Source organism: Simiduia litorea (genome assembly GCF_042853465.1).
GTDB lineage: Bacteria > Pseudomonadota > Gammaproteobacteria > Pseudomonadales > Cellvibrionaceae > Simiduia > Simiduia litorea.
In genome coordinates, this window is record NZ_AP031497.1 from 1,965,736 (window position 1) to 1,992,566 (window position 26,831).

The window sequence follows — 26,831 nt, forward strand, 5'->3', positions numbered from 1 at the left end:
TAGCGATGTTGTTATGTTGTATAAATATCAATGTATCGTAATAAAGTGTGCTATTTATGAAACAAAAGGCGTGGTTGGGTCAGCTCAGCGACCCGGATTTGCGGTTGTTGCGAGTGTTTAAAGTAGTGGTAGAGAGTGGCGGTATTTCGGCGGCTGAGCTGGAGCTCAATATTGGTCGCTCAACTATTAGCCGTCATGTTAAGGACTTGGAGTTGCGCTTGGGTTTATCCCTGTGTCGACGCGGGCGCAGTGGCTTTGCGCTAACGGCAGAGGGGCGCCAAGTATACCAATCGGCGCTTCGGTTGATGGGCTCGCTGGATGAGTTTCGCGGTGATGTAAATGACCTTCGGCGGCGCTTAACGGGTAATTTAACCTTGGCGCTGTTTGATAAAATGGCCACTAACCCCAAGTGCCGGCTACACCAAGCCATTGCTTTGTTTGCCGAGCAAGCGCCTGATGTCAGTATTGAAATGTTTGTAGAGCCGCTCAACGAAATTGAGCGCGGCGTTATCGAAGGGCGCTTTCAGTGTGGTGTTATCCCGAGCCATCGAACCTCGGCGAGTTTGTCTTATCGGCCCTTGTTTGATGAGTCCATGTATCTTTATTGTGGCAATTTACATCCGCTGTTTGGTCAGGCGAATGCGCTAATTGACGAGGCGAGCTTGCTGCAGTGCCAGTACGCTGGGTTAGGCTACCATTCACCCAATATGGAGCAAGCGCGAGCGCTGGGGTTGACTCGCGCGGCCACCGCTTACGATCAAGAGGCCATTGTGCATTTGTTGTTGTCGGGCGTTTTTATTGGTTACTTACCAGATCATTACGCGCGCGCTTTGGTGGAGGACGGGCGGCTGGCTAAATTGAATCATCCGAAGTTTAGTTATATGTGTGAATTTGAAGCGATATGGCGCACGTCACCTAAACCCTCGCGCTTGTTGGATTTATTTTTAACTTGTTTGGCGAAAGTGCACGAATAGCGCACATAAAAAAATCCCGGCGTTTCTGGGGGAGAGCGCCGGGCCAAGACCATTAGGAGTGAAACATAAAGGATAAAATCCTAGAAACCAGCTATTCGCATAGCTACCGGTTTCACATTGCACGTTGGGGATTGCGTCACCGGTATGTCTAAGTATCGTTTACCTTTGGTGTTTCGCCAGTACGTTTTTTCGGCTTATTAAACAAATTTGGACTAGTGGGTGACGTCTAATGGTTGAAATGGACATATTCATGCAAATTGACTTATAAGCCTTACCAAAGTTAGATCAAAATACCTATTTATCAGTTTGTTATTTGTTAGCGCCTGGCGGTTAAGGCGGTGCTTAATTCAGTAACTTACTCAAAGCATCAGCTGCTTGACCGAGGCGTTTTGCGGTTTTAGATCTGATAACGCTGTTGTGGGGTTTCGCGGTTAAACTGTCGAGTTCAGTGGTGGCGAGACGGAAATCGCTGCAGATAATTTCGTAGGTTAAGTTGTGGTCTTGTACGCTGAGTTTGTTTAGCTCGGACATCTCTTGGTGTATGGCGTTAATCAAGTTGTAGAAGTGGTCTTTACCTTCAAGGCTTGATGCTTCCCAGTAGGCGTCATCTAAGCAACCAAGTAGTTCTTCCAAGGTTACGATGGCGTCTGAAATACACATGGTGGTCATACACAGCTCCTATATACCCAAATGGTGACTTATTTGAGTATAGGAGCCATTAGCGTAATTGCTGTGATTAACGCGGTTCTATTGGCCGTATAAGACCTTCTTGCATGGTGGATGCTACTAACTTGCCATCTAGATTGTAGATCAGCCCTCGGTTAAGGCCGCGCGCGCCGCCGGCCCACGGGCTATCGGTGCTGTAGAGCAGCCAATCATCGACCCTAAAATCGGCGTGAAACCACATGGCATGATCGATACTCGCCGGCATAAGTTTGGCAGACATGATGGAGGTTGGGTGCGGCAGTGTGGAGGTTGCCATCAGGCCGATATCACTCGCGTAGGCGAGGGCGGCGCAGTGCAGAATGGGGTCGTTGGGTAGGCCTGACACAGCACGCATCCAAAACTGGCTATAGGGCGGCAGCGCCTGATCGGAAAAATACATTTCTGGGCTGGCCGAACGCAACTCGAAGAACATGCCGTGAGCATCGGGTGTTTCGATCTTGGCGCCTGGGACCGACTCTTTAAAGCTAGTATTTTGCAGCTGTTCAGGGCTGGGCGGTGTCGTGTCGAGTGATATTTGGTGGCTAAAGCCCGGTTCTTCAATGTGGAATGAGCAGGCCATGTTAAAGATGGCGCGGCCTTTTTGGCGAGCGACAACGCGGCGTGTGGTGAAACTGCCGCCATCGCGAATCGGATCTACATCGTAAATTACCGGTATATCGCTCACCCCAGGGCGCATAAAGTAGGCGTGCAATGAGTGCGGTCGTCGATTTTCCACGGTGCGGGCCGCTGCCATTAGGGCTTGACCTAATACCTGTCCGCCAAACAGGTGGTTGCGGTGATTTTCTTGATGTTGGCGGGACCGGAATAGGTTCAGGTCGAGCTGTTCAATATCGAGAATGTTCAACAGAGGGTTAGTCATAAGTGGGGCAACTCTTCAGAATGGGTTTTGCGAATAGTGGGAATTGCGTCCAAGCTTAGAAACTTGGAGACTTATGCATTACTATTAGTCACAGTTATTGACCGAGAGTGTGAAGCATGGATAAAGCCCGCGAGAAAGTCCAGAAGTTCCGCCAGCGAGAGCAGCGCATCTTAGATGCAGCGCTAGCGCTGTTGCTTGAACATGGCGAAGAAAAGGTCACGGTCGAGCAAATTGCTGAAACAGTCGATATTGGCAAGGGTACTATCTATAAGCACTTCACCTCCAAAGTTGAAATTTATATGCGCTTGTTGTTCGACTACGAGCAGCGCTTGGCGGAGCGTTTAAAAGAGAGTTTTAAACTGGCTGAGAGTGGTGATTTCGCTGCTACGGCTAGAATCTATTTTGAAAGCCGTATTGCAGACCCGCAACGCGATCGGTTATTTCAGCGCCTTGAAGAAAAAATTATCTCTTTGAACATGGCGCCCGATGCCATTGTTCAGCTGCATGCTATTCGCAACTCGACCCAAGATACATTGAATGTGATGTTCGAGCGTCGAATTGAGGAGGGGCGATTGAAAAAGGTGCCGCCATATTTCTATTATGCTGCTTATTGGGCCTTAACACAGGGCGCGGTAGAGCTTTACCACTCGCGTTCTTTTAGGCCTTTAGTTGACGATATGGATGGATTAATGAACTTCATTAAAGATATGGGGGTGCACATGGGCAACCTCGATCCACAGCGCAACAAATCTTAACGGCACGGAGATTGCTGTACACCTTTACTCGTGGTTTTATTTTAGGTGTGTCCGTGAACAAGTCGATTCAAACCTTTCTATTGGTGGGCCTGCTCAATCTTTGTGTAGGCTGCACGTTTAACCACACGGTAACCAATACCCAAGCCGTGCTCTCGGATTTACAGCTCGTGTCTAGGCCGCAGGTAAACGGCGGTAGAGATTGGGTGGTGCCGCGCCACAGTCACTGGTTAGTTGCCGTAACCGCCAGTGCGCCAGACGCTGAAAGTGATTACCAAATGTCCCGTGCTTTGGCTGCCGCTCTGCGGCAAGAGTTTGCCGTAGTTTCGCTCACCACCGAGCGCTTGGATGTGTCGTCGGCGTTAAAAAATGCTAGATCTAACGGTGCCAACTTCATGGTGTACCCCAAATACCTATACCAAGGTGATGGCGCCTTTAGCGTTGAAGAGTGGCGGGCTGGGGAACCAGACCAGCCTTTTGGCCGCGATAGAGTTGGTGTTCAGTTGGTTATTTACGATGTGATCAGTGCCAAAATGATCGATAGTGTAAATATTACTAATCAAGAGAGCTGGCTACCGAGTATTAGCTCCGAACCCGATGCTATGTTTACCGAAGGCTTTGAAAAATTTGCCCAAGGTTACGTCTATAAACGGGCAGAGCGACCTAAATAGCGATATGCTTGGGCTCAATCTTTGTTAATGGCCATGGCATGAGTATTGAGTCAATCGAAAAGCAAATGCAGGCCAGCGCTAAAATTCCGCCTGTACACAAGTGGACCCCTGCGCTGTCTGGTGATATCGATATTAGAGTTGCGCGCGATGGTCGCTGGTATCACGATGGTGATTTGATCAAACGCGAAAAATTAGTGCAGCTTTTCGCCTCAATTTTATGGCGCGAAAACGACGAGTATTTCTTGGTTACGCCGGTAGAAAAGTGGCGTATCAAGGTCGATGAAGAGCCGCTTTTGGTTGTTGCCGCGGAGCGACAAGGCGAGGGCAGCGGCGCACAGATTCATTTTGCCTCCTCTACGGGGGATAGTTTCCTGTTGGATCAACAACATCGGTTATTTGTCGATGTAAACGAGGCGGGTGAACCCAGGCCGGTGGTTAGGGTGCGCTATGAGCTAGATGCGTTAATTCATCGAAATGTTTATTACCAATTGGTCGAATGGGCGGAGCAGTCGATTGACGGTGTATACGGCGTTTGGAGTGCAGGTGAGTTTTTCCCGTTGTCTTAGTCAGCTAAACAGAGGTAATAAAAAAGGGATTCAATGAATCCCTTTTTTATTTAGCAGTTACATGTTGGGATAATTGGGGCCGCCTGTGCCTTCTGGTGCCACCCACGTGATGTTTTGTGCGGGGTCTTTGATATCGCAAGTTTTACAGTGCACACAGTTTTGGGCATTGATTTGGAAGCGTTTGCTACCGTCTGCGTTATCAATCACCTCGTAAACACCGGCTGGGCAGTAGCGTTGTGCCGGCTCGTCAAATTTCGCCAAATTCACCTGAATGGGAATGTCCTTATCTTTTAGCTGCAAGTGACAAGGTTGATCTTCTTCGTGGTTGGTATTGGATAAAAATACCGATGAAAGTTTATCAAAGCTCAATTTGCCATCGGGCTTAGGGTAGGCAATTTTTGGGCAATCAGCGGCTGGCTTCAGTTGCGCATAATCGGGCGTTGGATCGGATAAGGTCCAAGGCAGTTTACCGTTAAAGATGTTGATATCGATGAAGGCATAAGCCGAGCCGAGCAGGTTGCCCCACTTGTGCTGGGCTGGGCCAAAGTTGCGCTGGGCGTGCAGTTCCTTCCAGGCCCAAGAGGCCTTATAGGCAGCCGCGTAGCTGGTTAAATCGTCACTTTGACGATTGTTGGCCAAGGCTTCTGCAATCACTTCGGCGCCGACCATGCCCGACTTCATGGCCGTGTGGGTGCCTTTAATTTTGGCGAAATTCAAAGTGCCGGCATTGTCGCCAACTAACAGGCCACCGGGAAATGACATTTTAGGTTGTGATTGCAAGCCGCCTTTTACGATAGCGCGGGCGCCGTAAGAAACCCGCGAGCCGCCGGTCAAGTATTTTGCGATGACGGGGTGGTGCTTATAGCGCTGGAACTCATCGAAAGGGCTAACGTGCGGGTTGCTATAGGATAGGTCAGTGATTAACCCCACCACAACTTGGTTATCTTCGATGTGGTAAAGAAAGCTGCCGCCGGCCGAACCGCTTTCTGATAGCGGCCAGCCTGCGGTGTGAACCACGAGGCCTTGTTGGTGCTGTTCGGCAGGAATGGTCCACAGCTCTTTAATGCCGAGGCCGTAGTGCTGCGGCTCTTTGCCTTCGTCTAATTTGAATTTGGCGATGAGCTGTTTGCCCAGTTGGCCGCGACAACCCTCTGAGAAAACCGTGTATTTAGCGTGTAATTCCATGCCCAGCATGTAGCTATCTTTCTGCTCGCCGCTGGCACTGACGCCCATGTCGCCGGTGGCAATACCTTTAACGCTGCCGTCGTCGTTGTATAAAATTTCCGATGCGGCAAAACCGGGGAAAATTTCCACGCCAAGGGCTTCGGCTTGTTCTGCGAGCCAGCGGCAAAGGTTACCAAGGCTAATAATGTAGTTGCCTTCGTTATGCATGGTTTTAGGAACGAACAAGCCAGGAATTTTTTGGGCTTTTTCGGCGCTCTTAAGCAGGTAAATATCGTCGCCGGTGACCTCTGTGTGCAGTGGCGCGCCTTTTTCTTTCCAGTCGGGAAAGAGTTCATTGAGCGCGGTAGTCTCAAACACGGCGCCCGATAGGATATGCGCACCCACCTCTGAGCCTTTCTCAACAACACACACGCTAACTTCTGGGTTTATTTGACGTAATCGACAGGCGGTCGACAAGCCCGCTGGGCCTGCGCCTACGATGACGACGTCATATTCCATAAATTCTCTTTCCACGGTGCTTTCCTCGTTATGCTGGCTTTGTCCGGTAATCGCTACTGGATGGGTGCTTGCTTAAATCTGCATGGATTATAGTGGCCAATAGGCAATCTAACCAATGCCGTAAATGCTCAAATTAACTGCCAAAATAGGGCGAAACCCTTTGTTTTTGCAGGGCTTTTGAAAAAAAATCTGTGTCGTTGATCCACCTCAGCTAGGCTGTAGTTCGCCGCATCACTCTCGTGTTCGGCTTGCCTTTTAACGGCAAAAACGTCAGTATAGCGGTGTTCTCAAACGCTTGTTCGAATTTATACCGGATAATCGCGAGACAGTAAACTAGGTGAGCATGATATCGCTCATGCTTGTGTTCACATCAGAAGAGCGAATGGAAACTCCATGAAGATTCTTGTAGCTGTAAAACGCGTTGTTGATTACAACGTGAAAGTACGCGCAAAGGCAGACGGTACGGGCGCAGATATCGCCAACGTCAAAATGTCTATCAACCCATTTTGTGAAATTGCTGTTGAAGAAGCGGTACGCCTGAAAGAGAAGGGTGTAGCCACTGAAATCGTTGCGGTTTCAATCGGCGCAAAGCAATCTCAAGAGCAGATCCGCACAGCCTTAGCGCTGGGCGCCGATCGCGGTATTCTGGTTGAAACTGATGCCGAGCTGGAGCCTTTGGCTATTGCTAAGTGCCTAAAAGCCTTGGTTGAAAAAGAAAGCCCCGATCTGGTTATTCTCGGTAAGCAGTCTATCGATGGCGATAACAACCAAACAGGTCAGATGCTTGGCGCTTTAACAGGCATGGGCCAAGGTACTTTCGCGTCAGAAGTGGCTGTTGCCGATGGCAAAGTTAACGTGACCCGCGAAATTGACGGCGGCTTGCAAACAGTTGCGCTGAGCTTGCCAGCTATTGTTACCACAGACTTGCGCTTAAACGAGCCACGCTACGCATCGCTACCCAACATCATGAAGGCAAAGAAGAAGCCGCTAGATGTGGTTAGCCCTGCGGATTTAGGCGTTGATACGGCTGCTCGCGTTAAGCTGCTAAAAGTAACACCACCGGCTGAGCGTAAAGCCGGCATTAAAGTTGCCGACGTGGCTCAGTTGATTGATAAGCTTAAAAATGAGGCGAAGGTGATCTAAATGACTATTTTAGTAATTGCGGAACACGATAACGCCTCCCTAAAGGCGGCGACCTTAAACACCGTGGCGGCGGCTAATGCCATTGGTGGTGATATTCATGTGCTAGTGGCCGGTGTCGGTTGCGCGGCGGTAGGTGAAGCTGCGGCAAAAGTAGCGGGTGTTGCCAAGGTGCTGGTTGCCGATAATGCAGCCTACAGTCACGCGCTGGCCGAAAACCTCGGTTTATTGATTGCCGAGCTGGGTAAAAATTACACCCATATTTTGGCACCAGCGACGACGAATGGTAAGAACGTGCTGCCACGTGCGGCGGCTCTGTTAGATGTACAGGCTATTTCGGATATTACCGGTGTGGTGAGTGCAGACACTTTTGAGCGTCCCATTTATGCCGGTAACGTGATTGCGACCGTACAAAGCTCAGATGCTATCAAGGTGATTACCGTTCGTGGTACAGCTTTTGACGCCGTTGCGTCCGAGGGTGGTTCTGCCGCTGTTGAAGCCGTTGCGGCTGCGCACGATGCAGGCAAGTCGAGCTTTGTTGGCGAAGAGTTGGCAAAGAGCGATCGCCCTGAGTTAACCAGTGCCAAGATTGTTATTTCCGGTGGTCGCGGCATGCAAAATGGCGATAACTTTGAGCTGCTGTACAAAGTAGCCGACAAGTTGGGCGCTGCTGTTGGTGCGTCGCGCGCGGCAGTTGATGCAGGCTTCGTACCTAACGACATGCAGGTTGGTCAGACGGGTAAAATTGTTGCCCCAGATCTTTACGTTGCCGTTGGTATTTCTGGCGCGATTCAGCATCTGGCGGGTATGAAAGACAGTAAAGTGATCGTAGCCATCAATAAAGACGAGGAAGCGCCTATCTTTCAGGTGGCTGACTATGGCTTAGTGGCTGATTTGTTTGATGCCGTGCCTGAGTTAGATAGTAAACTCTGAGTGCGCCTCGATCGTAAAAGCCGGCCCTGTGGCCGGTTTTTTTATGTCTAAAATTTAAGGCCTAGAGCAAATTAAGCGCTCGCTGGGCGCGCGTGAGGGGTATAATGCGGCCTTTTTTATTTGCGCAAATAACCGCCAGAACAGATGAGGTACCGAGTGTCCAATCAGGAATTTGAAATAGGTCAGCGCTGGATCAGTGATACCGAGGCAGAACTTGGGCTCGGCTTGGTGTTAGAGGTCGAAGATCGATTGGTAACGCTAAGCTTCCCTGCAGCCGGTGAGCGGCGAATGTACTCTATCAACAATGCGCCCATAAGCCGCGTGCGTTATCAACGTGGCGATGCAATTCGCTCTGCTGAGGGCCTTAAAATAAAGGTTCAGGAGATTGTTGAAGATGGAAAATTACTGGTTTATATCGGTATGGATGCCAGTGGCAACAGCCATGAGCTTGATGAGATAGATCTCGATTCCTTTGTGCAATTTTCGGCCCCAATGGATCGATTGTTTTCTGGCCAAGTTGACTCCTTAAAGCGCTTTAATTTGCGTTTGCAAACGCTTGAATTTATGCGCGAGCAGCAAACAGCAGCTACCTATGGCTTGCTCGGGGCTCGGGTACAATTATTGCCGCATCAGCTGTATATCGCCAATGAAGTGGGGCGCCGCTATGCACCGAGGGTTTTATTGGCGGACGAGGTTGGCTTAGGTAAAACCATTGAGGCTGGGCTAATTATCCATCAGCAGCTTATTAATGGCCGTGCTAATCGGGTGTTGATTTTAGTGCCCGACACACTAATTCATCAGTGGTTAGTGGAAATGCTGCGGCGCTTTAATTTGCAGTTCAGTTTGTTTACCGAAGATCGCCTGCAAGATTTAGAAGCGGACATTAGCGATGACGAAGATCCTTTCGCTGAATTTAGCGAGGCTGGTGCTGCAGTAAACCCGTTTGATTCTGCCCAGTTGGTGATATGCCCTCTGTCGGTTCTGGCCAATAGTGAGAAGCGTTTGGCGCAAGCGTTAGAGGCGTCTTGGGATTTATTGCTGGTGGATGAAGCGCATCACCTTAAATGGTCTGCACAAGGCGCTAGCTCTGCCTATCTTGCCGTTGAAGCGTTGGCGGCGAAAGCCCTGGGTCTGTTATTGCTAACGGCAACGCCGGAGCAATTAGGTGTGGAAAGTCACTTTGCTCGTTTACGCTTGCTGGACCCAGATCGCTATTACGATTTAGCTGTTTTCAAGGAGCAGGAATCCAGTTACTCCCATGTTAACGATTTGGTTCAATCGCTTTTACCGTTAGAAGAAAAGGCAAAAGAATCTGTACCTGATCAGGTGTTGGGTAAGTTGCGTGAGGTCGTGGATGTTGAACTCGTTGACGCCTTAGTAATAAGTGTTGCGGGTGAAGAGCGTGAGCATTTATTACAGCAAATTTTAAATCAACTCTTGGATCGACATGGCACGGGCCGTGTTTTATTTAGAAATACGCGCCAGGGGGTGTCTGGTTTTCCAGGGCGGATTGTTAACCCCGTTGCACTAACCCCAGCTGAAGATTTCTCAGTCACAGGTTTGTACCCAGAACAGTTATTACGCGAGCGGTTCGGCGATGGCTGGACCATGATGGACGCGCGTGTTGAGTGGTTGGTGCAGTGGTTAAAACAACACCGCAAAGAAAAGGTGTTGGTGATTTGTGCGACGGCGCAAACCGCTCTAGATTTAGAGGGGCATTTACGTTTAAGCGAAGGCTTTGCGGTTACTGCCTTTCACGAGGGGTTAACCTTGATTGCGCGTGATAGGGCGGCGGCCTATTTCGCCGATGCGGAAGAGGGCGCGCAGGCCCTTATTTGTTCTGAAATCGGCAGCGAAGGCCGGAATTTTCAATTCGCGAGTCATTTAGTGATGTTTGACTTGCCGACTAATCCAGATTTATTGGAACAGCGAATTGGTCGATTGGATCGTATAGGTCAGCGTCGCGATGTGAATATCTGGGTACCTTATTTTTCTGGTTCGCTGCAAGAAAAGCTATTTCAGTGGTATCACCAAGGGCTGAATGCTTTTGAGCAGGTTTGTCATGTTGGTGCGGCAATTTATGAAGCGCAGGAACAAAGGTTACAGGCGTTTCTTGGCCAGGGTGGTGGCGATTGGGAAGGTTTGCTGACAGAGGCAAAAACGCAAGCCGAACAATTACGGGCTGCGCTTGAGCAAGGGCGCAACCGTTTGTTGGAGCTTAACTCTTGTCGCGAAGATGTTGCTGATGAAGTGATTGAGTCATTGTTTGAGCAGGAAAATAGACTGGCCTTAGAGGACTATATGGGCCAGATTTACGATGCTTATGGGGTCGAACAAGAGGTGCACAGTTCCGTTAGTTTGGTGTTATTGCCGGGCGATCACATGCAGTGTGCTCACTTTCCAGCATTGCCGGCCGATGGTGTGACTGTAACCTATCAGCGTGAAATGGCATTGGCGCGCGAAGACATTGACTTCCTTACCTGGGAGCATCCCATGGTCTCGGGCGCCATGGATATGGTGTTGAGTGGTGGTTTCGGCAATACCGCGGTGGCAACGATTAAGCTCGGGCCAATTAAGCCCGGCACACTTATGCTAGAAGCCGTATTTCTGCTCAATGTTGCAGCGCCGAATCATTTGCAACTATTTCGCTATTTACCGATGACGCCACTGCGCGTACTCGTGGATATCAATGGGCGCGATTTATCTGATGTGCTGTCGGGCGAAAAGTTATTGCCTTTATTGCAAAAGCTGCCGCGTAATACGGCGCAGCAAATAGCTAAGCAAGCGCGTGAAACCATTGCTGAGTTGGTCAAAAAGGCACAGTTAGCGGTCGCACCGCGTCAGGATGCGTTATTGGCCCAAGCACACGAAAATTTAGACACGAAATTGGGCGAGGAAATTAACCGTCTAGTGGCGCTGGCGAAGGTTAACCCAGCAATTCGTCCGTTGGAGATTGAAAAATTGAAGCAGGATAAGCAAGTCTTGAACGAGTATTTGGCATCCGCTTCCCTGAAACTTGACGCGCTACGCGTCATTCTTGCAACTTGAGGTAACGCATGTACGTATTTTCTGTTATGGCAAAAGCGGTTAAGGCTCGAGACGGTGTTTCGGTAGGCCAGCAGGTGCCATTTATTGTTTATATCAACTTTTTAGATTTATTTGGCGCTGAAAATTTGTGCAAAATCTATTTGATGCGTGCGGGTTTCACTGAAGCTGTTATAGAAAACAGAAAGAAGCTCCCCCTTGCAACGGTCACCGATAAGCGGGTGTTAAGTGCCGACAAGGCGTTAAAAGATGCCGTAGAAGCGGGGTATCATATTCAGATGTTTGATGAAGCCTAGCTATGGTTAAATCTAATCGACAGAAAAATACCAGTGATTTACATCTGCAAAATACAGTATTTCGTTGGTCTTTTGTTTCGCCAAAATATTGGTTGTTGTGGCTCTGGTTTGCATTGCTTTGGTTGGTAACTCGGTTGCCTTATGCGTGGATGCGCTGGCTTGCACGTTCGTTTGGTTTGAGTTTGTTTTATGTTGTGCGAAGTCGGAGGCGAGTGGCGCTACGCAATCTAGAGCTGTGCTTTCCTGATTGGAGCGAAGCGAGGCGATTGGCGGTTGTGCGCGAGCACTTTGCCGGTGCGGGTTTGACCCTGTTTGAGAGTGGTTTAGTCTGGTGGAGCGATAAGGATAAGCTTGCTCGCTTGTTTAATGTCGACGATTCCAGTTTGGCGCTGATAAAGAAACTTGAGGGTAAACCGGTTTTGTTTTTTGGTTTGCATAATACCTGTGTTGAAATTGTCTACGCCTACCTCTCTCTATTGCGCCCTTACCATGTGTTGTTTCGAGTTAACAATAATGCGTTTTGGGAGTATATGGCAACACGCTCGCGCTCGCGGTTTGATGTGCGATTAGTGCCGCGTAAACAGGTGGGTGAGTTCCTCGATAATTTACGCCGTGGCAATGCTGGATTGCTGGCGGCCGACCAAGACTTGGGGCGTAAGCGCAGCGTGTTCGTGCCTTTTTTTGGTGTGACAGCGGCAACGGTTACGAGCCTCCATGATTTTTCTGCTCAGACTGGTGCTCAGGTTGTTTTTGCAGAAGCTTTTCGGAACGAATCTGGCTATGAGTTAAAGCTACATGAGTTGGAGGGGTTTCCCTCTGATGATGCGTGGTCTGACACTTTGCGAATGAATCAGATGATTGAGTCATCTGTTGTTCGTCATCCGGATCAGTATTTGTGGTTGCACAAGCGTTTCAAGACCAGACCAGACGGCGAGAAGTCTCTTTATTAAAATGGCTGTGTAGCTTTTTGAATTGATTAGTGTCAGCCGATTAAGACTCGGCTGACACTATAGCGTGAAGGGTGTAAGTTTAGTCGTTTTTAGGGCTGCGCTTTGGCTTTGCGTCTGATGGTTTGCGCGGCTTTTTGGCCGGCTTGTCGCCAAGACTTAGCGGCTTGTCGCCCCTCGCTGCTCTTTCGCCTCTAGGTTTGTCACTGCGCGGCTTGTCATTCGAGTAGCTGCGTTTTTTATCGCCTCCGTAAGGGCTGTCGTTGTTTGACGAACCGCCCGCATCGAGGGAAATGTTAATTGGCTGGCTGCGAATGAATACGCGGCGCAGTTGCGCGAGGGTATCTTTTGGCATGCCGGTTGGTAGTTCCACCGTGCTATGGTCGCCTTGCAAACGAATGTTGCCAATGTGGCGACTGTCTATACCCGCTTCATTAGCAATGGCACCGACGATATCGCCGGGCTTAACACCGTGATCGCGCCCGACTTCTAAGCGATAGGTATCCATTGGAATATCTTCACGCGGACCTTTGCTGCGCTCGCGTTTGTCTTTGCGCTCACCGCCGCGGCGATCGCTATCGCGGTCATTTCTGCTGCCACGGTCATCGCGACGTTCGAAGTCTCGGCTATTGGGAACATCGGCTAGCTTAACCTGCAGTGGGCGCTCTTTTTGACATAAGTATGCTAGAACAGAGGCGATTTCTTCCGCCGAAACGTCGTTGGCTTTGCTGAACTCTGCGAGCAGTTGATAAAAGAAATCTAGCTGATCACGCTGCTCAGTGAGCGTGCTCATGAGCAGTTCATTGAACTGATCAATACGCTGTTTAGTTACGGCATCGCCAGTGGGTAGCTCCATGCGCTCAATGCGTTGATTGGTCGCTTTTTCGATAGCGTAAAGCAATCGTTTTTCGCGCGGTGCTACGAACATAATGGCTTTGCCGCTGCGACCTGCACGGCCGGTGCGACCAATGCGGTGCACGTAGGCTTCGCTATCGTAGGGGATGTCGAAGTTCATGACGTGGCTGACACGCTCTACATCGATACCGCGCGCGGCAACATCGGTGGCGACCAAAATGTCTAATTTATTTTGCTTTAAGCGTTCGATCGTGCGCTCGCGCAACGCCTGATTCATATCGCCGTTGATCGCCGATGCGGAAAAACCACGGGCTTCCAATTTTTCGGCAAGCTCTACGGTGGCGGTTTTGGTGCGCACGAAGATAATCATCGCATCAAAATTTTCCACTTCCAAAATGCGCGTTAGAGCGTCCATCTTGTTGGTGCCACTGACCATCCAATAGCGCTGTTCGATATTTGAACCGGTGCTGCTTTCGGGTGATATTTTTACTTCAGCTGGATTGGATAAATAGCGATCGGCGACTTTCTTGATCTGCACGGGCATGGTTGCAGAAAACAGTGCTGTTTGACGCTGCTTCGGCGTGTGCTCGAGAATCCACTCGACATCGTCGATGAAGCCCATGCGCAGCATTTCGTCGGCTTCGTCCAGCACGATGGCGCGAAGATTGTCTAATTTGAGACTACCACGGCCTAAGTGGTCCATGACCCTTCCTGGCGTCCCCACAACAACTTGTGCGCCGCGTTGTAATTGACGCAATTGTGCACGCATGTCCTGGCCACCGTAAATGGGCAGAACATGGAAGCCTCGAATGTGAGTGGCGTAGCGCTGAAAGGCTTCGGCAACTTGAATAGCCAGCTCGCGCGTCGGTGTAAGCACCAGTACCTGCGGTTCGGTGGAATTGGCGTCTACACGTGTCAGCAAGGGTAGGGCGAAAGCGGCAGTTTTGCCGGTGCCAGTTTGGGCAACGCCCAAAATATCGCGGCCATCTAACAGATGGGGAATGGCTTGGGCTTGAATCGGCGAGGGTTGTTCGTAACCTAGATCGGCAACTGCTTTTAATACAGCAGGGGCCAATGCTAAGTCGGCAAAGCTGGTGGGCAAGGACATGGATAATCTCAGTAGAGTGTTGGCCTACCGCTATTTCCCGCGCGGTTGCCAAATTTTAAAGGGGCGGCATTGTACAAAAAACCGCCCGCCATAGCGAGTAATACTTTACCTAGTTTAGTAGCTCGATTATGGTTCGCCTCTTATTGCCCTTAGTTAGAGACAAATATGTCTGACCTTAAGTACCTATCGACCACTGCGCTTGCCAAAACCTTAGATAAAGAGCCTAAGGAAGTTTTTATTTTGTTAGCCCAAGCACACTGGATGATTAAAGTGGACGGGGGTTGGCAGTTAACTGAGAAGGGTCGGTTTGAAGGTGGTGTCTATCTTAACCACCCAAAGTATGGCGATTATGTGGCGTGGCCTGAATCCGTGTTAAGCCACGGGTTGTGGCGATCACTGCCTGAGGCGCCGTTATCGGCGTCGCAGCTTGGGCTCAAGTTTGGATTGCCGGCACGATTACTGAATTTGGTTTTGCTCGATTTAGGTTGGCAAGTGCATGGGTTAAAAGGCTGGCTCTTGACCAGCGAAGGCCGCGCGCGTGGCGGTCAGCAGCATCGGGCTGAGGAGTCGGCTATCCCCTATATTAGCTGGCCAGAGAAATTGGAGCATGATGACGCGCTAAAGCAGGTAGTTAGCGCTTTAATGGAGGGGGTGGGTGTCGATGGGCGCCATTATGCTACGCCAGCGGAAGGGCGGCTCGGCGCTTGGCTGTACCTACATGGTATAAGCTTTTCCTATCGTCGACAGATGGAAGCAAGTCCGGGTCCGGTTCTGTTTTATCTGCCGGCGGGTCTAGTGTATCTGCAGGGTTGGGAGCCTGTGACTAGTTCCAAAGCCTTGACCCAAAAACTGGCGATGGAGGCATGGTTGAAGTCTAGGTCAAGTGTGTTGATTGACTTCGAGCGCTGCGGCGCTATTGAGGAGATTGATCGTTGGTTGCCGGGCGCCTTATTACAGCAAGGCGTTTCCACCTACTAATAAATGCCGCCTTAAAGATTTAAATGGCATGTAAATACACGTGTCTTATAAGAGAGGGGCTTTTTCTTTCCTGTACTATGGTCTATATTAGCAGGTGATAAACTAAGGTTATGGTATTTGTGCGACATTATAAGCATGGTATTCGTTGATCTTGTGGTTATAATTGGCAGTCGAGTGCCACAATTTGGCAAACGCGATGTATTTTACAGATAAGGCATAAGGAAATGACCCTACTTATCCCGCACAACAAGCATATGGGCCTGCTTTCCGAAGCAGAGGCTGCATGCTTTGACATCGCTCGAAAATACCAACGAAGGGCTATCCTTTCAGGCCTCATAGACTTTAAACGCCTGTTCTGGCCTGCTAACGTTGCCCGCTTAACGTGGTCTGCCGGTGGTTTTCGCTTCCTTATTCAGTGTGCGATATTGGTCGTTTATCTGCCGCTCAATACTGTGTTTCAGCTATTAAAAACCCTGCATAATTTCGTTATGCTTCCCTTCCGCTACGGCGCTACGCTGTTTACGCCTGGTGGTTTACACGCACCTGGTGAAAAAAATTTGGTGGGTCTTTACAACGCATTTTTTCCTTACCTAGAGTTACATCCTGAGGATGCGGTTGCGTGTTTGGATGATTGGGTTCCCATTTTGTATGGCAGCACCAAGGCTCGGCAGTACAAGCTTGCTCGGTATGCCGACGATGAGCGTCTTAAGCAGCTGCGGGCAGCAGAACAATCGGGTGTTATGGCTGCTTCTTTTAGATCCTTTCGCGCTATCGCTAGAGAGCGCCTGTCCAAGGATCTCGGCCACTACTCTGGCAACCGCTGTAATTAATTTACATCGTAGGGGCTTTTCGCCAGATGCGGCTCTAACATCTCCATAGATTCGCTATAGAGTTTAGTCACATCAGGGTAAAGTCCAACAGACATGCGTCTAGACAGCATGGTTACGGGAAATAGGCAGTGGTCTGTTTCCGGCACACACAGGGCTCGGTTTCGACCGTTGCTGTCTTTGTAGGCATACCATTTCATACCCGTTTCTTTGGCAATCACATTACCTAACGCCATCCCTAGGGCCTGTTGGGTTTGTACGTTGCTCTTGTCTATGACACCTCGGTTTATGACGCGCTGAAGTAGGTCGAGGTCGGCTCTTGATTCATGCAGCTGCCCGCCGAATTGATCCCTAACCAGTTCGTCTACCTGCTGTATTTGCGCCGTCATATATTGCTTATCAGTCCAGCTTAGCTCACTAATGTTAGCTCGCTCTTCTGCTTCAGTAGCGGCACAGGTTAATAATATTGCAAGACTGCATACGCTGCGCCTAGTTAAATGGGGCATAATATCCTTCTTTTTCAAATGCATACCTGACGCCTAGCTTACCTGCTGTTTGTACGTCTGTGAATGCCAAACTTTATCGGAAAGTAATTGATTATATGGCCATTAACGCACTTTCAATTCATCGTTTTTACAATAGCGATGATCTTGCTCAGCTACAAACATCGACCAGCGCGCATGAGGTGAATGGTCTTGTGTTGGATGTCTGCCAAGATTTAAAACTGGCATTTATTGGTAAGGCGGGTAAGCAATTCGGTCATTTTTCCGACGATATAGGTGCCTGCCCTTTACCAGGTTGGCTTAGTGGCTATCTAGAATCTACACAGACCTTTCACAAAATGAGTGAAAGTTTTGCCAAGCACTTACAGGTTCATTTGACACAAGCCGATGCTGTATTTGATGGTTACCTACTGATGTTTCATGAAACGTTAGCGGATGAGGATTCTATTTATTTATACCTAGTGCAGCACGAGGGTGGTGTATTTGTTGATGCCAGTACCCAGTTAGCGTCTTCTAAAAACCTTGATGTACGTGGACTAAGAGCTGGCATAAAAATTTCTCTGCATACATGGCAAGCCCAGTCTAATGAACCTTATTTGTCGATGTTGCGCGCTCGAGGCGATAAGGCGTTAGCCGAGGCGTTTGAGGTTGCCGGTGGTTTTGTTGACCCGGTTGATAATAGTGCTCAGACCTCAGCGTTTTTGCAGTTAGTTGAAAAATACAGTGCAAATTTAGAGGAAGAAAAAGCTGTCGCTTGCAGAAAGCAGGTGGCTGATTTTTGTATTGAGCAAGACAAAAGTGGGCGCGCGGTAGCCATTGCGGAGTTGTCTCTGCATATAGATGATACTGAGCCAGCTGCATTTGAACGGTTTGTCGTCGAAACTGCTCCCGAAGCACCAAGCCAGTTTTTTGCGGATCGAAAGCAAGTGCGCCAATTTGTGCGTATTAGTGGCCGAAGCGACGAGCTAAGTTTAAGTTTTTCCTCGGAGTGCTTGGGTCAGTCAATTGTGTATGACCCCCAGTCTGATTCGCTCGTATTGAAGTCGATCCCGCCTGCATTGAAGGCGCGTCTCATCAAGTACGTCCAAAGTAATCAAGTGTGAGTTGAGCATGAAAGCTAAATTATTGACGTTGTTAATGCTGAGTTTAATTGTCGTCGCTGGTTGGCAACTGTACGAGTCGCATCAGCGCGAGCTGGAATTGCACGCGCACATTCTGCAGTTGGAGCATCAAATCAAGGTACTGGAGGCGCGCTTGGCATCGACAGACGCCGCGGTTGAAAAGCTGCAAGGGGAGAGCTTGCCGGCTATGGTGAAAAAAGCTAATGCCGCTTTGCTCGATGCGTGGCAAGGGCTGCTGGAGAATCTACAAGAGCAGGTAGATGAGTCGCGGCGTGAGTTAAATGTTGAGCCCGGTGAATCTGCACCAGATGAGCAGGTTTTAAAAAGAACTTAAGTGGACTCACTCGGCTTTTAAGTAAGTTGTAATAGGTTTGTCCCGTCGGTCACCGACTTTTCTTGCTGGCGCTCCGGCCATAATGGCAAAGGGCGCCACTGATTTGGTGACAGTGCTGTTCATACCAATAACGGCGTGATCGCCAATTGTAACCCCGTCCACCAGACCGCAATTGGCACCTATCCAGACATCGGAACCGATATTTATTCCTTTGGAGCTGATTGGTTGGTTTGATATTAAGGTGTCTGGCTCTATACCGTGGTTGAACGCGTAGAGTGAGCAGCCGGCTGCAATGCGTGTATTATCGCCAATATAGATGCCTGCTTTACTGCCTTCTAAGAAACATTGTTGATTGATAGATACATTGCGCCCCATGTGAATGGGGCCGTGTAAGTAGCAGTTGGCGCCGATAAACGAACCTTCACCCAGATAAATGTCTCGTTTTGGTTCAGCAAAAATATTTGCATTACTCGCTATGAAGCAGTTTTCGCTAAAGTGAACACTTTCCAGTTGTGCTAAGGAAGACTGAAGTTCCTTTTGCCACTGATTTGCCCAAGCCAGATGCTTTGCTTTAAGGGTAAAGTAGAGCCACGGCATATAGTTTAGGCGTTGTTTGTGTTGCTCTCGATAGAGGTCGCTTTGATCGCTCACTGATTAGTGGCCTACATAGGGTTCATCGATAATGACTTCGCCATCGAGGCAAGTGATTTTTATGTTGTCCATTCTCGGGTGAGAATGGCTGCCTAAGCGGCTGATGACATCGTTTATATCTAATTGCATGGTGCCAATGTGTAACACTCTTACGCTCACGTTTTTGCAGTGCGCGTGAGAAAGTATGTTGCGTAGCTGAAAGCTGTTGATGATGAAGCGACCACTGGGGAATGTAGCTAAAACTTCGGTGAACTGGTCATATTTCATGTTGGCCTCATTAATGCCGATTTCAATGTATGTCGATTCAGGTGCCCGAGATTTCTGGTTGTTATTCAGGTCTCTACCAGCAAAAAAATGGCGGCGTTACCCGCCAGCTTTTTACAGTGCGTAAGTTACCATTAAGAGGCCGACTGAACCGAGCACTAAGGTGTAGGGTAGTGCCATTAAAACCATTTTTCCGTAGGAGAGGCGAATTAACGGTGCCAGTGCCGAGGTCAGCAAAAATAGGAATGCGGCCTGGCCGTTAGGTGTAGCAACGCTGGCTAAATTAGTGCCGGCGTTAATGGCGATGGCTAGCTTTTCAAAATGCGGTCGGTCAATAGTGCCTTCTAAAAGCGCGTCTTTTACTTCGTTGATGTAGACGGTTGCGACAAATACGTTGTCGCTAATCATGGACAGCACGCCGTTAGCGATGAAAAACATAGGTAGTTGGCGATCGGGTTCAAGACTCAATACCCAGTGTGTGATGGGTGAAAACAGGTGCTGCTCGTGAATCACTGCAACAATGGCAAAAAACACCACAAGCAGAGATGTGAAGGGGAGGGCTTCTTCGAAAGCGTGGCCGATTTGGTGTTCGTCAATAATGCCGTTAAACGACGTTAGCAGTACAATAATCATTAGCCCAACTAAACCAACTTCGGCAACGTGGAAAGCCAGTGCCAAAACAAGAATGACGGCGGCAATACTCTGGATGATTAACTCTGCTTTTTCAGCGTTGGTTCTGTTTGAGACCATTTGCTTGTCGTAATCAACGAGAATACCACGCACCTTGTCGGGGATGCTGGCGCCGTAGCCAAAGAGTTTAAATTGCTCGACCAAAACACAGCAGATAAGGCCGGCAGCAAGTGTAGGCATTGTAACTGGTGCCATTTTTAGGAAAAAAGTGATGAAATCCCAGCCGGCTTTTTCTGCAATTAATAAGTTCTGTGGTTCGCCGACCAGTGTACAAATGCCACCTAAAGCGGTACCTACCGCGCCATGCATGATTAAACTGCGCAGAAATGCACGAAACTGCTCTAGATCTTGGCGGTGGTTGTCGGTGACGTTGTTGTCATTGCCATGGTCATGTTTCGCTCCAGAGTTGCCCGACGCAACGTTATGGTAAACCGCGTAAAAGCCAACGGCAACACTGATTAAAACGGCGGTTACGGTTAGGGCGTCCAGAAATGCGGATAGCACGGCGGCAACCAATGAGAAAAGCAGCGATAGCAGGGCTTTTGAGCGCACGCCGATAAGTATTTTGGTAAATACAACGAGCAGCAGGTTTTTCATGAAGTAAATACCAGCGACCATGAACATCAGTAGCAGGATAACTTCGAGATTGCCCGCAACCTGATCGTAGATTTCCTTTGGGCCGGCCATGCCGATGATCGCCGCTTCTAATGCCAGTAGTCCACCAGGCTGGAGCGGGTAGCACTTAAGCGCCATCGCTAAGGTAAAGATAAACTCTCCAATAAGGAGCCAACCGGCAACGAATGGATCGTTCAGGAAGAATACAAAAGGATTGATGATTAGGAAGCAGATAATTGTGATTTTATACCATTGAGGTGCTTGACCTAAAAAGTTTTTCATCAGCGCATGCGAGATCGATTGAGCCATAATGGGGTCTCGGCAAGCCTTAAGCTTGCACATCTCCTGATGATGGTATTTTTATAGGTTGGGTCACATTTCTAGCCCAATAGTAATTTTCGTGTCTCAAACCGTCGTATATTAGGGGGCTAAAGACTACCCCCTTTGTTAAAAATATCAATATTTTCAACAAGATCGCTAGCGAAAAAGAACCAATTGCCTGATTATAGTCAACCAATCCAATGGGCATACTATAGTTACAGGGCGATTTTTCATCTGGCGTGAAATAGGCTTTACTGTAGCGAGTGCATAATACGCCCTCAAATTAGTTAGACCGAGCGCTGAGGCTTGGTCTGTTTAGCATTAAAAGTAGGTGAAGCGTGAGCTCAAATACCATTAACCTGTCTTCCTTAAAACTCGTCAGAGAGGAACTTCTTGCCACGATTGAGGCAAGTGCCGCGAAATTAGAGCAATTTGTCGCCGATCGCGATAACGGCGATTTACTTCAAGGTTGTATCGACGGTATCAAACAGATAAGTGGCACGCTCAGTGTTGTCCAGCTGAAAGGCGCTGACCTATTAGCGCAGGAAATTCTCGCCCTAGCGCAGGAGATAACCACCGGTGAGAATAATGAGGCGGACGAGTATATCTCAACCTTGACCTCGAGCTTTTTTATCCTTCCCCGCTATTTAGAGTATGTACAGCAAACGAAGCGCAATCTTCCTGTCTTACTGGTGCCAGCGATTAACGAGATGCGCCAGGTGCGGAAGGCAGCGCTGTTAAAGGATAGTCATTTCTTTGAGGCGACGGTGTCTATTCGCCGCGGCAATCCCGGTCAAACCACGGCTGTCATGGGAGAGGACATTAGTGCCTTGGCTCGCCGCTTAAGGCATATGTACCAAGTTGGGTTTTTAGCGGTGCTGCAGGGCAAACAGATTAAGCCGTCGCTAGGTATGATGCAGAGATCCTTAGAGCGGCTCGATATTATTAGTAGTGGACGACCTCTCGGTAAGCTTTGGTGGCTGGGTGCAGTGGCCATCGGCGTTATCGCACAAAAATCCATGGAGTTATCCCGCAGCCGTAAAATGTTGCTGAGTACACTTGATCGCGAGCTCAAGAAACTTCAGCAAAACAGTGCCAAAAGTTTAGATACAGAGCCAGATCCAGAGTTGATGAAGGATTTACTCTATGTCATTGCCGTCTCCGGGGTCGAAGATCCGAAGCTAACAGCGCTGTTGACGCAATGCCAAGTGCAGCCGTTGGGCTACACAGACACCGAGCTAAGGCGCGAACGAGAAGCTTTAAAAGGCCCGAGTGCTAACACCATTACGTCCATGGTTAGCGTATTAAAAGACGAGCTCAATTCCGTCAAAGACGTGCTTGAGCGCGCAGCGCAGGCCGGTAATTGGGCCGATGATGAGAATGACGAGTTAGTGTCTACCTTGGTCAAGATTGCTGAAATTTTGGCCGTGGTTGGCTTGGTTTCCGCGAGCAACACACTTAAGCAGGAAATTGAACGTATTAGTGCTTGGAAAGCCGCTGATAAGGCACCTAGTACCGAAGAGTTTTTAGAGGTCGCCGATTCCTTGCTTTACGTCGAAAGCACCGTGTCCGGTGTGGGTTCGCTAAATCTTTCGGATGACCAGTTAGCGCGCATAAACAGTGGTTCACGCAGTGACATTATTGCAACCTCGCAATTGGCAGAGGCGGAGAAGTTGGTGTTTCAAGAGGCAGAAGCTGGCCTGTCGATGATTAAGCGAGCACTTAGCTCTTACTCTGAGTCAGGTTTTGATCGGGGTCACATCAAAAATGTGTCTACCACCCTGGCCACCATTCGTGGCGGAATGGGGGTTATCGGTCTGAAGCGCGCTGCGAGTGTCACGGCTGCTTGTCAGAGCTTTGTTGCGGAATCACTACAAAGCAATGAGCACCCAGAAATGTTACAGCAGATGCTGGAAACCTTCGCCGATGCGGTCATCGGTTTAGAGTATTACCTCGACGCAGCTAAATCTGATAAAAGCGCAGATGACAATGTCTTGCAGATTGCCGAGGAGAGCTTGGCGGCCTTGGGTCACCCAGTACATTGAAGCAATTCGTCCCAGGTATATCGCATAGTACTAGCGCAGGTTTCGTGCGTTGGTTAATTGTTTCGGGCGACCAAGTGTTAGCCAGTGCCGATAGCTTTTTATTTGAACAGGCCACCTTTGAATCCCTAACGGCGGGGATTCACGGGGTTGCACTTAAGGTCGGACAAATCGAGCTCGATGATCAATGTTGCGATTGTTATTGTTGGTTTATTGAGTCAGCAGACTCGATAGCTAGGTTAGCGTCGGGATTTCAGTTTTATTCACTGCGAAGCTTTTTATTGCGCCAAAGCGATGTGGCCTTTCAGTTGTTAGGCGCTAGTGTGCAATTGGGTTATTGGTTAAAAGATCACCAATTTTGTGGCCGCTGCGCGCAGACACTCAGCATGCGCGAGGACGATAGGGCGCTTTACTGCTCATCCTGCGATCATCGGCATTACCCGAGGCTATCACCTTGTGTGATTATGCTGGTGACTCAGGGGAACCGTTGCTTGTTGGCGGTGCATAAAAGGGCACCAGCGCCGATTTTCACGGCTTTGGCGGGTTTTGTCGAGGCCGGCGAAACGCTTGAGCAAGCTGTTGCTCGAGAGGTGTTGGAGGAAGTGGGTGTTAAAGTTTCACACTGCGAATATGTGGGTAGTCAGCCGTGGCCATTTCCTGGCCAGCTAATGATTGGTTTTATCGTTCAGGCAGCCAGCGATCAGCCCACGATTGATCTTCAGGATGACGAGATCTCAGAGGCTCGGTGGTTTAATTTCGACCAGTTACCCGAGTTGATTCCGCCCGCACAAACCTTATCCGGTCAGCTTATCAGGCACTTTGTACAGCGCTGCCAGAAAGCGTAATTCAATGACTCCCATTTATGTCTCTGATGCGGTATTGTGCTGCCTGCAGCGTCGGAAAAGTGTATCCGATAGGTCAGCAAGGGAAGGGCTATGTTTTATTATATTTTAGCGACTGTAATCGTTATTTTAGGGTTAGTGGCGGTGTATTTCGCCGTAAAACTATTGTCAAATACTGGTTGGTTGCTCGGTTGGTTAAAGGGGATGGTGGGAATAGTTTTATTTGCTATTGCTGCTTTATTTGTCTTAGTTGCCTTTGATTTGCTTGGCTACAAGCATGTGCTAAATGATAAACCGATCGCCACATTGAGTTTTGAACGACTGGGGCCTCAATCCTATCGCGCCATTCTTGTGGAAAGTGACGGGCTGGAGAGTCGTTTTGATTTGTCCGGGGATCAATGGCAGTTGGACGCGCGTATTATTCGTTGGTCGTCTTTGGTTGCGGCTTGGGGTGTTAAGCCCGCCTATCGTTTAGACAGGCTTGCTGGCCGTTATTACTCGTTAGAAAAAGAGCGGCAAAATACCCGTACCGTGTATTCGCTCATCGATTCTGAATCAGGTTCTTCGATGGACGTCTGGCCGGTGCTTCAGGCGAGCAGCGCATGGCTGCCGATAGACGCACAATATGGCAGTGCAACTTATCTGCCGATGGATGATGGTGCGCTCTATTCTATTTCCCTTTCCTATGCGGGGCTCGTGAGTAAACCTCTCAACGAGCGCGCGGAAGCCGCTGTAAAACGCTGGCAGTAAACTTTAATCACGAGGCAGTACTTTGGAATTTCTTATCGAATATGGGCTTTTTTTGGCCAAAACCGTGACATTTTTGGTAGCTATTGCAGTCATCATTGGTTTGATTGTGGGGGCTGGTTCTAAGTCTAAAAAAGATCCAGAAGGGCAGGTCGAAGTTCGTCGATTAAATGATCACTACGACGATGTCAAAGATCTAATGCAGGCTACATTGCTGGATGAAGATGAGTATAAAGCAAGTCTGAAAGAGGAGAAGAAAAAGCAAAAGGCAGAGGCGAAAGCGAAAAAAGCAGCATTAAAATTAGCGGCTAAAAGCCCAGCTAGTAATGAACAAGCAGAGCAAGCGAAAGACGCTGAAAAAACCGAACAGCGGGTTTTTGTTATCAACTTTGATGGCGACGTCAGGGCGTCGGCAACGGCTGCTTTACGGGAAGAAATTACCGCTGTTCTAGCCATCGCACGCCCAGTAGATGAAGTTGTAGTTCGGCTGGAAAGTGGTGGCGGCATGGTGCATAGCTACGGTTTGGCGGCGAGTCAGTTGCAGCGTATTACCAACGCCTCTATTCCTTTAACGGTTTGTGTGGATATGGTTGCGGCGAGTGGGGGCTACATGATGGCCTGTGTAGCCAATAAAATTCTCGCTGCACCCTTTGCCATTTTAGGCTCCATTGGTGTTGTTGCGCAGCTGCCAAATTTCCATCGACTGCTCAAGAAAAATGATATCGATTTTGAAATGCTCACCGCCGGAGAATATAAGCGTACTTTAACCATGTTCGGTGAAAACACCGATAAAGCGCGGCAAAAATTTGTGGATGAATTGGAAGATGTGCATGGACTGTTCAAGCGCTTCGTTTCTACGCACCGCGCACAAGTTGATGTAGATGCAGTTTCTACCGGTGAGGTGTGGTTTGGTCAGCAAGCGATTGATAATAAGCTGGTTGATGAAATTATGACCAGCGATGAATACATCACAGCAAAGTATGCCGATGCACAAGTTTTTGAGATGCGCTTCGAAGTACCAAAAACGATGCCTCAGAAGCTTGGTTTAGCGGCAGAAGCAACTTTTGAGCGTGTGGTAATGAAAACCTGGCAGCAACTGAGTCAGCGCTATTTTGCCTAGCAAATACTGTCCAGGTTGTCTGTTACTTTCAATCTCGTCGCAGTTTATCGGAAACTGCGATGGGATTTGGATAATTGAATATCACAATGTAGCTTGAGACCAAAAAGGTGATGATCGCCGTTGCCTGAATCAATGTTGAGGCCTTTTCGCCAATCAACGACGCATTAAAGGCAACGAACGCAATCAATAAACTAAACTCACTGATCTGTCCTAAACGAAATCCGATGTCCCACGCCAGTCTGTTTTGCTCACTATGGTGTCTCAATAAAAAGCGATAGCTTACCGGTTTTAAAACTAAAACCATTGTTGCCATTGCTATAGCGCTCAGCGCAACGGATGGCAGCAGTTCTAGATTGAAGCGTGCGCCGATTGAGAAAAAGAAAATAATTAAGAAAAAATCCCGCAGTGGCTTGAGGCTAATTGCAATGTATTGGGATATGGGGCTGGTGGCTAGGGTGATGCCAGCAATAAATGCGCCTATTTCAGCTGATAGCCCGAGGCTTTCAGAGAGCTCAGCCAAGCCCATGCACCAGCCAATGGCGACGAGAAAAATATACTCGTGGAACCGGTCAAACTTTTGAATCAACTTCAGTAGCCCCCATTTGACAAACGCCCAAGCGGCAAAGGCAATAATGGGAAGTGCTAGAAAGGTTTTGCCCATAGTGCTTAAATCGACTTTGCCTAAATCGCCGCTCAGCAAAATCATCAGACAGATAATCGCGAGAAAGTCTTGCAGCAATAATAGCCCCACCATCAAATCACCTGTGTGTTTATGATGTAAAACGGTGGTGGGTAATAATTTAATGCCTATAATCGTGCTGGAAAACATCATGGCCATGCCAATGATAAGGTTTTCAATATGACTGAAGCCGAAGGCCCAACCAATCGCATAGCCTGCACTGGCAAAGACAGCGGAGCTGATTAAGCCGATGTGGGTGGCTTGTTTAAGCACGGAGAAGAGTGCCTTGGGTTGCATGTCTAGGCCGAGTAGAAACAGCAAAAAGACGATGCCCACCCTAGAGATTTCGCTGATGAGCTCTATGTTGGTGATGAACTGCAGGCCAAACGGCCCCATGATCATGCCAAGGGCAATGTAGGCGACCAGTAGTGGCTGGCGTGTGTAGAGCGCGATTGTGGCTACTACCGCTGCGCCGGTGAAAATTAGAAAAAAGGATTGGAATACGCTGGGTTCCATCATAGTTAGAGTCTCCTTACGTATCA

Annotated in this window: 26 protein-coding genes; 17 read left to right on the forward strand and 9 right to left on the reverse strand. The window is 48.9% G+C overall.

The features are described from left to right. The first annotated feature begins 56 nt into the window (after positions 1-56). The gene (locus tag ACGHTT_RS08700) at positions 57-974 is read left to right on the forward strand and encodes a LysR family transcriptional regulator (RefSeq protein ID WP_390594752.1); all 918 of its coding nucleotides are present in this window, start codon (positions 57-59) and stop codon (positions 972-974) included. 342 nt (positions 975-1,316) lie between these two features. Here the strand turns inward: ACGHTT_RS08700 and ACGHTT_RS08705 are convergent, their stop codons facing one another. Both ACGHTT_RS08705 and ACGHTT_RS08710 read right to left on the reverse strand, forming a co-directional pair. Further along, the gene (locus tag ACGHTT_RS08705; RefSeq protein ID WP_390594753.1) at positions 1,317-1,643 is read right to left on the reverse strand and encodes a hypothetical protein; all 327 of its coding nucleotides are present in this window, start codon (positions 1,641-1,643) and stop codon (positions 1,317-1,319) included. 67 nt (positions 1,644-1,710) lie between these two features. Continuing rightward, entirely contained in the window at positions 1,711-2,559 is an 849-nt protein-coding gene (locus tag ACGHTT_RS08710) for an acyl-CoA thioesterase (protein ID WP_390594754.1), read from the reverse strand. A gap of 116 nt (positions 2,560-2,675) precedes the next feature. On the opposite strand from ACGHTT_RS08710, the gene ACGHTT_RS08715 reads away from it, so the two are divergent. The 3 genes from ACGHTT_RS08715 to ACGHTT_RS08725 are packed head-to-tail and all read left to right on the forward strand — an operon-like array spanning position 2,676 to position 4,548. Next, positions 2,676-3,314, forward strand: a complete 639-nt coding sequence (locus ACGHTT_RS08715; RefSeq protein WP_390594755.1) for a TetR/AcrR family transcriptional regulator — start codon at positions 2,676-2,678, stop codon at positions 3,312-3,314. Positions 3,315-3,367: 53 nt separating this feature from the next. Beyond that, a complete protein-coding gene (locus ACGHTT_RS08720; RefSeq protein ID WP_390594756.1) occupies positions 3,368-3,982 on the forward strand; it encodes a DUF4823 domain-containing protein in 615 nt (204 codons plus the stop codon). 38 nt (positions 3,983-4,020) lie between these two features. Further along, positions 4,021-4,548 (forward strand): DUF1285 domain-containing protein, encoded by a 528-nt coding sequence (locus ACGHTT_RS08725; protein ID WP_390594757.1) that lies wholly within the window; start codon positions 4,021-4,023, stop codon positions 4,546-4,548. A 57-nt stretch (positions 4,549-4,605) separates the two neighbouring features. On the opposite strand, the gene ACGHTT_RS08730 is transcribed toward ACGHTT_RS08725, so the two are convergent. Then, positions 4,606-6,231 carry an electron transfer flavoprotein-ubiquinone oxidoreductase gene (locus tag ACGHTT_RS08730; RefSeq protein WP_390595013.1) on the reverse strand — a complete coding sequence of 542 codons (1,626 nt, stop codon included), beginning with the start codon at positions 6,229-6,231 and terminating at the stop codon, positions 4,606-4,608. Between the two features lie 393 nt (positions 6,232-6,624). Here ACGHTT_RS08730 and ACGHTT_RS08735 point away from each other — a divergent pair, with 393 nt between their 5' ends. From ACGHTT_RS08735 to ACGHTT_RS08755, 5 genes are all read left to right on the forward strand, one after another. After that, positions 6,625-7,374, forward strand: coding sequence for an electron transfer flavoprotein subunit beta/FixA family protein (locus tag ACGHTT_RS08735; RefSeq protein ID WP_390594758.1), 750 nt, complete (start codon positions 6,625-6,627; stop codon positions 7,372-7,374). Then, positions 7,375-8,304, forward strand: coding sequence for an electron transfer flavoprotein subunit alpha/FixB family protein (locus tag ACGHTT_RS08740; RefSeq protein ID WP_390594759.1), 930 nt, complete (start codon positions 7,375-7,377; stop codon positions 8,302-8,304). Positions 8,305-8,460: 156 nt separating this feature from the next. After that, positions 8,461-11,352 carry an RNA polymerase-associated protein RapA gene (rapA, locus tag ACGHTT_RS08745; RefSeq protein WP_390594760.1) on the forward strand — a complete coding sequence of 964 codons (2,892 nt, stop codon included), beginning with the start codon at positions 8,461-8,463 and terminating at the stop codon, positions 11,350-11,352. Positions 11,353-11,360: 8 nt separating this feature from the next. Beyond that, a complete protein-coding gene (locus tag ACGHTT_RS08750) occupies positions 11,361-11,645 on the forward strand; it encodes a hypothetical protein (RefSeq protein ID WP_290262956.1) in 285 nt (94 codons plus the stop codon). 2 nt (positions 11,646-11,647) lie between these two features. Next, on the forward strand, positions 11,648-12,595 hold the full coding sequence (locus tag ACGHTT_RS08755) for a lysophospholipid acyltransferase family protein (RefSeq protein ID WP_390594761.1): 948 nt from the start codon (positions 11,648-11,650) through the stop codon (positions 12,593-12,595). Positions 12,596-12,674: 79 nt separating this feature from the next. Here the strand turns inward: ACGHTT_RS08755 and ACGHTT_RS08760 are convergent, their stop codons facing one another. Then, positions 12,675-14,555, reverse strand: a complete 1,881-nt coding sequence (locus ACGHTT_RS08760; RefSeq protein ID WP_390594762.1) for a DEAD/DEAH box helicase — start codon at positions 14,553-14,555, stop codon at positions 12,675-12,677. Between the two features lie 165 nt (positions 14,556-14,720). On the opposite strand from ACGHTT_RS08760, the gene ACGHTT_RS08765 reads away from it, so the two are divergent. Together ACGHTT_RS08765 and ACGHTT_RS08770 are read left to right on the forward strand one after the other, a co-directional pair. Beyond that, positions 14,721-15,533: a 4-alpha-glucanotransferase gene (locus ACGHTT_RS08765; protein WP_390594763.1), complete on the forward strand. Its 813-nt coding sequence runs from the start codon at positions 14,721-14,723 to the stop codon at positions 15,531-15,533. Between the two features lie 224 nt (positions 15,534-15,757). Beyond that, positions 15,758-16,363 carry a hypothetical protein gene (locus ACGHTT_RS08770; protein WP_390594764.1) on the forward strand — a complete coding sequence of 202 codons (606 nt, stop codon included), beginning with the start codon at positions 15,758-15,760 and terminating at the stop codon, positions 16,361-16,363. Here ACGHTT_RS08770 and ACGHTT_RS08775 read toward each other — a convergent pair. Continuing rightward, positions 16,360-16,890, reverse strand: a complete 531-nt coding sequence (locus tag ACGHTT_RS08775; protein ID WP_390594765.1) for a DUF3806 domain-containing protein — start codon at positions 16,888-16,890, stop codon at positions 16,360-16,362. The two genes, ACGHTT_RS08770 and ACGHTT_RS08775, sit on opposite strands and share 4 nt — an antisense overlap. 71 nt (positions 16,891-16,961) lie before the next feature. On the opposite strand from ACGHTT_RS08775, the gene ACGHTT_RS08780 reads away from it, so the two are divergent. Beyond that, positions 16,962-17,966 (forward strand): nucleoid-associated protein, encoded by a 1,005-nt coding sequence (locus ACGHTT_RS08780; RefSeq protein WP_390594766.1) that lies wholly within the window; start codon positions 16,962-16,964, stop codon positions 17,964-17,966. 7 nt (positions 17,967-17,973) lie between these two features. Further along, positions 17,974-18,318: a hypothetical protein gene (locus tag ACGHTT_RS08785; protein ID WP_390594767.1), complete on the forward strand. Its 345-nt coding sequence runs from the start codon at positions 17,974-17,976 to the stop codon at positions 18,316-18,318. Between the two features lie 6 nt (positions 18,319-18,324). Here the strand turns inward: ACGHTT_RS08785 and ACGHTT_RS08790 are convergent, their stop codons facing one another. From ACGHTT_RS08790 to nhaB, 3 genes are all read right to left on the reverse strand, one after another. After that, entirely contained in the window at positions 18,325-18,969 is a 645-nt protein-coding gene (locus tag ACGHTT_RS08790; RefSeq protein WP_390594768.1) for an acyltransferase, read from the reverse strand. 3 nt (positions 18,970-18,972) lie between these two features. Beyond that, positions 18,973-19,236: a hypothetical protein gene (locus tag ACGHTT_RS08795; RefSeq protein ID WP_390594769.1), complete on the reverse strand. Its 264-nt coding sequence runs from the start codon at positions 19,234-19,236 to the stop codon at positions 18,973-18,975. 111 nt (positions 19,237-19,347) lie between these two features. Next, the gene (nhaB, locus tag ACGHTT_RS08800) at positions 19,348-20,847 is read right to left on the reverse strand and encodes a sodium/proton antiporter NhaB (protein ID WP_390594770.1); all 1,500 of its coding nucleotides are present in this window, start codon (positions 20,845-20,847) and stop codon (positions 19,348-19,350) included. A 350-nt stretch (positions 20,848-21,197) separates the two neighbouring features. Between nhaB and ACGHTT_RS08805 the strand changes: the two genes are divergently transcribed. The 4 genes from ACGHTT_RS08805 (at position 21,198) to sohB (ending at position 25,610) form a co-directional block, all read left to right on the forward strand. After that, positions 21,198-22,904: a pilus assembly protein gene (locus ACGHTT_RS08805; protein ID WP_390594771.1), complete on the forward strand. Its 1,707-nt coding sequence runs from the start codon at positions 21,198-21,200 to the stop codon at positions 22,902-22,904. A 44-nt stretch (positions 22,905-22,948) separates the two neighbouring features. After that, on the forward strand, positions 22,949-23,746 hold the full coding sequence (nudC, locus tag ACGHTT_RS08810; protein WP_390594772.1) for an NAD(+) diphosphatase: 798 nt from the start codon (positions 22,949-22,951) through the stop codon (positions 23,744-23,746). Between the two features lie 90 nt (positions 23,747-23,836). Then, positions 23,837-24,493, forward strand: coding sequence for a cation/multidrug efflux pump (locus ACGHTT_RS08815; protein ID WP_390594773.1), 657 nt, complete (start codon positions 23,837-23,839; stop codon positions 24,491-24,493). 22 nt (positions 24,494-24,515) lie between these two features. Beyond that, positions 24,516-25,610 carry a protease SohB gene (gene sohB, locus ACGHTT_RS08820; RefSeq protein WP_390594774.1) on the forward strand — a complete coding sequence of 365 codons (1,095 nt, stop codon included), beginning with the start codon at positions 24,516-24,518 and terminating at the stop codon, positions 25,608-25,610. A 28-nt stretch (positions 25,611-25,638) separates the two neighbouring features. On the opposite strand, the gene ACGHTT_RS08825 is transcribed toward sohB, so the two are convergent. Beyond that, a complete protein-coding gene (locus ACGHTT_RS08825; protein ID WP_390595014.1) occupies positions 25,639-26,805 on the reverse strand; it encodes a cation:proton antiporter in 1,167 nt (388 codons plus the stop codon). Between the last annotated feature and the right edge of the window lie 26 nt (positions 26,806-26,831).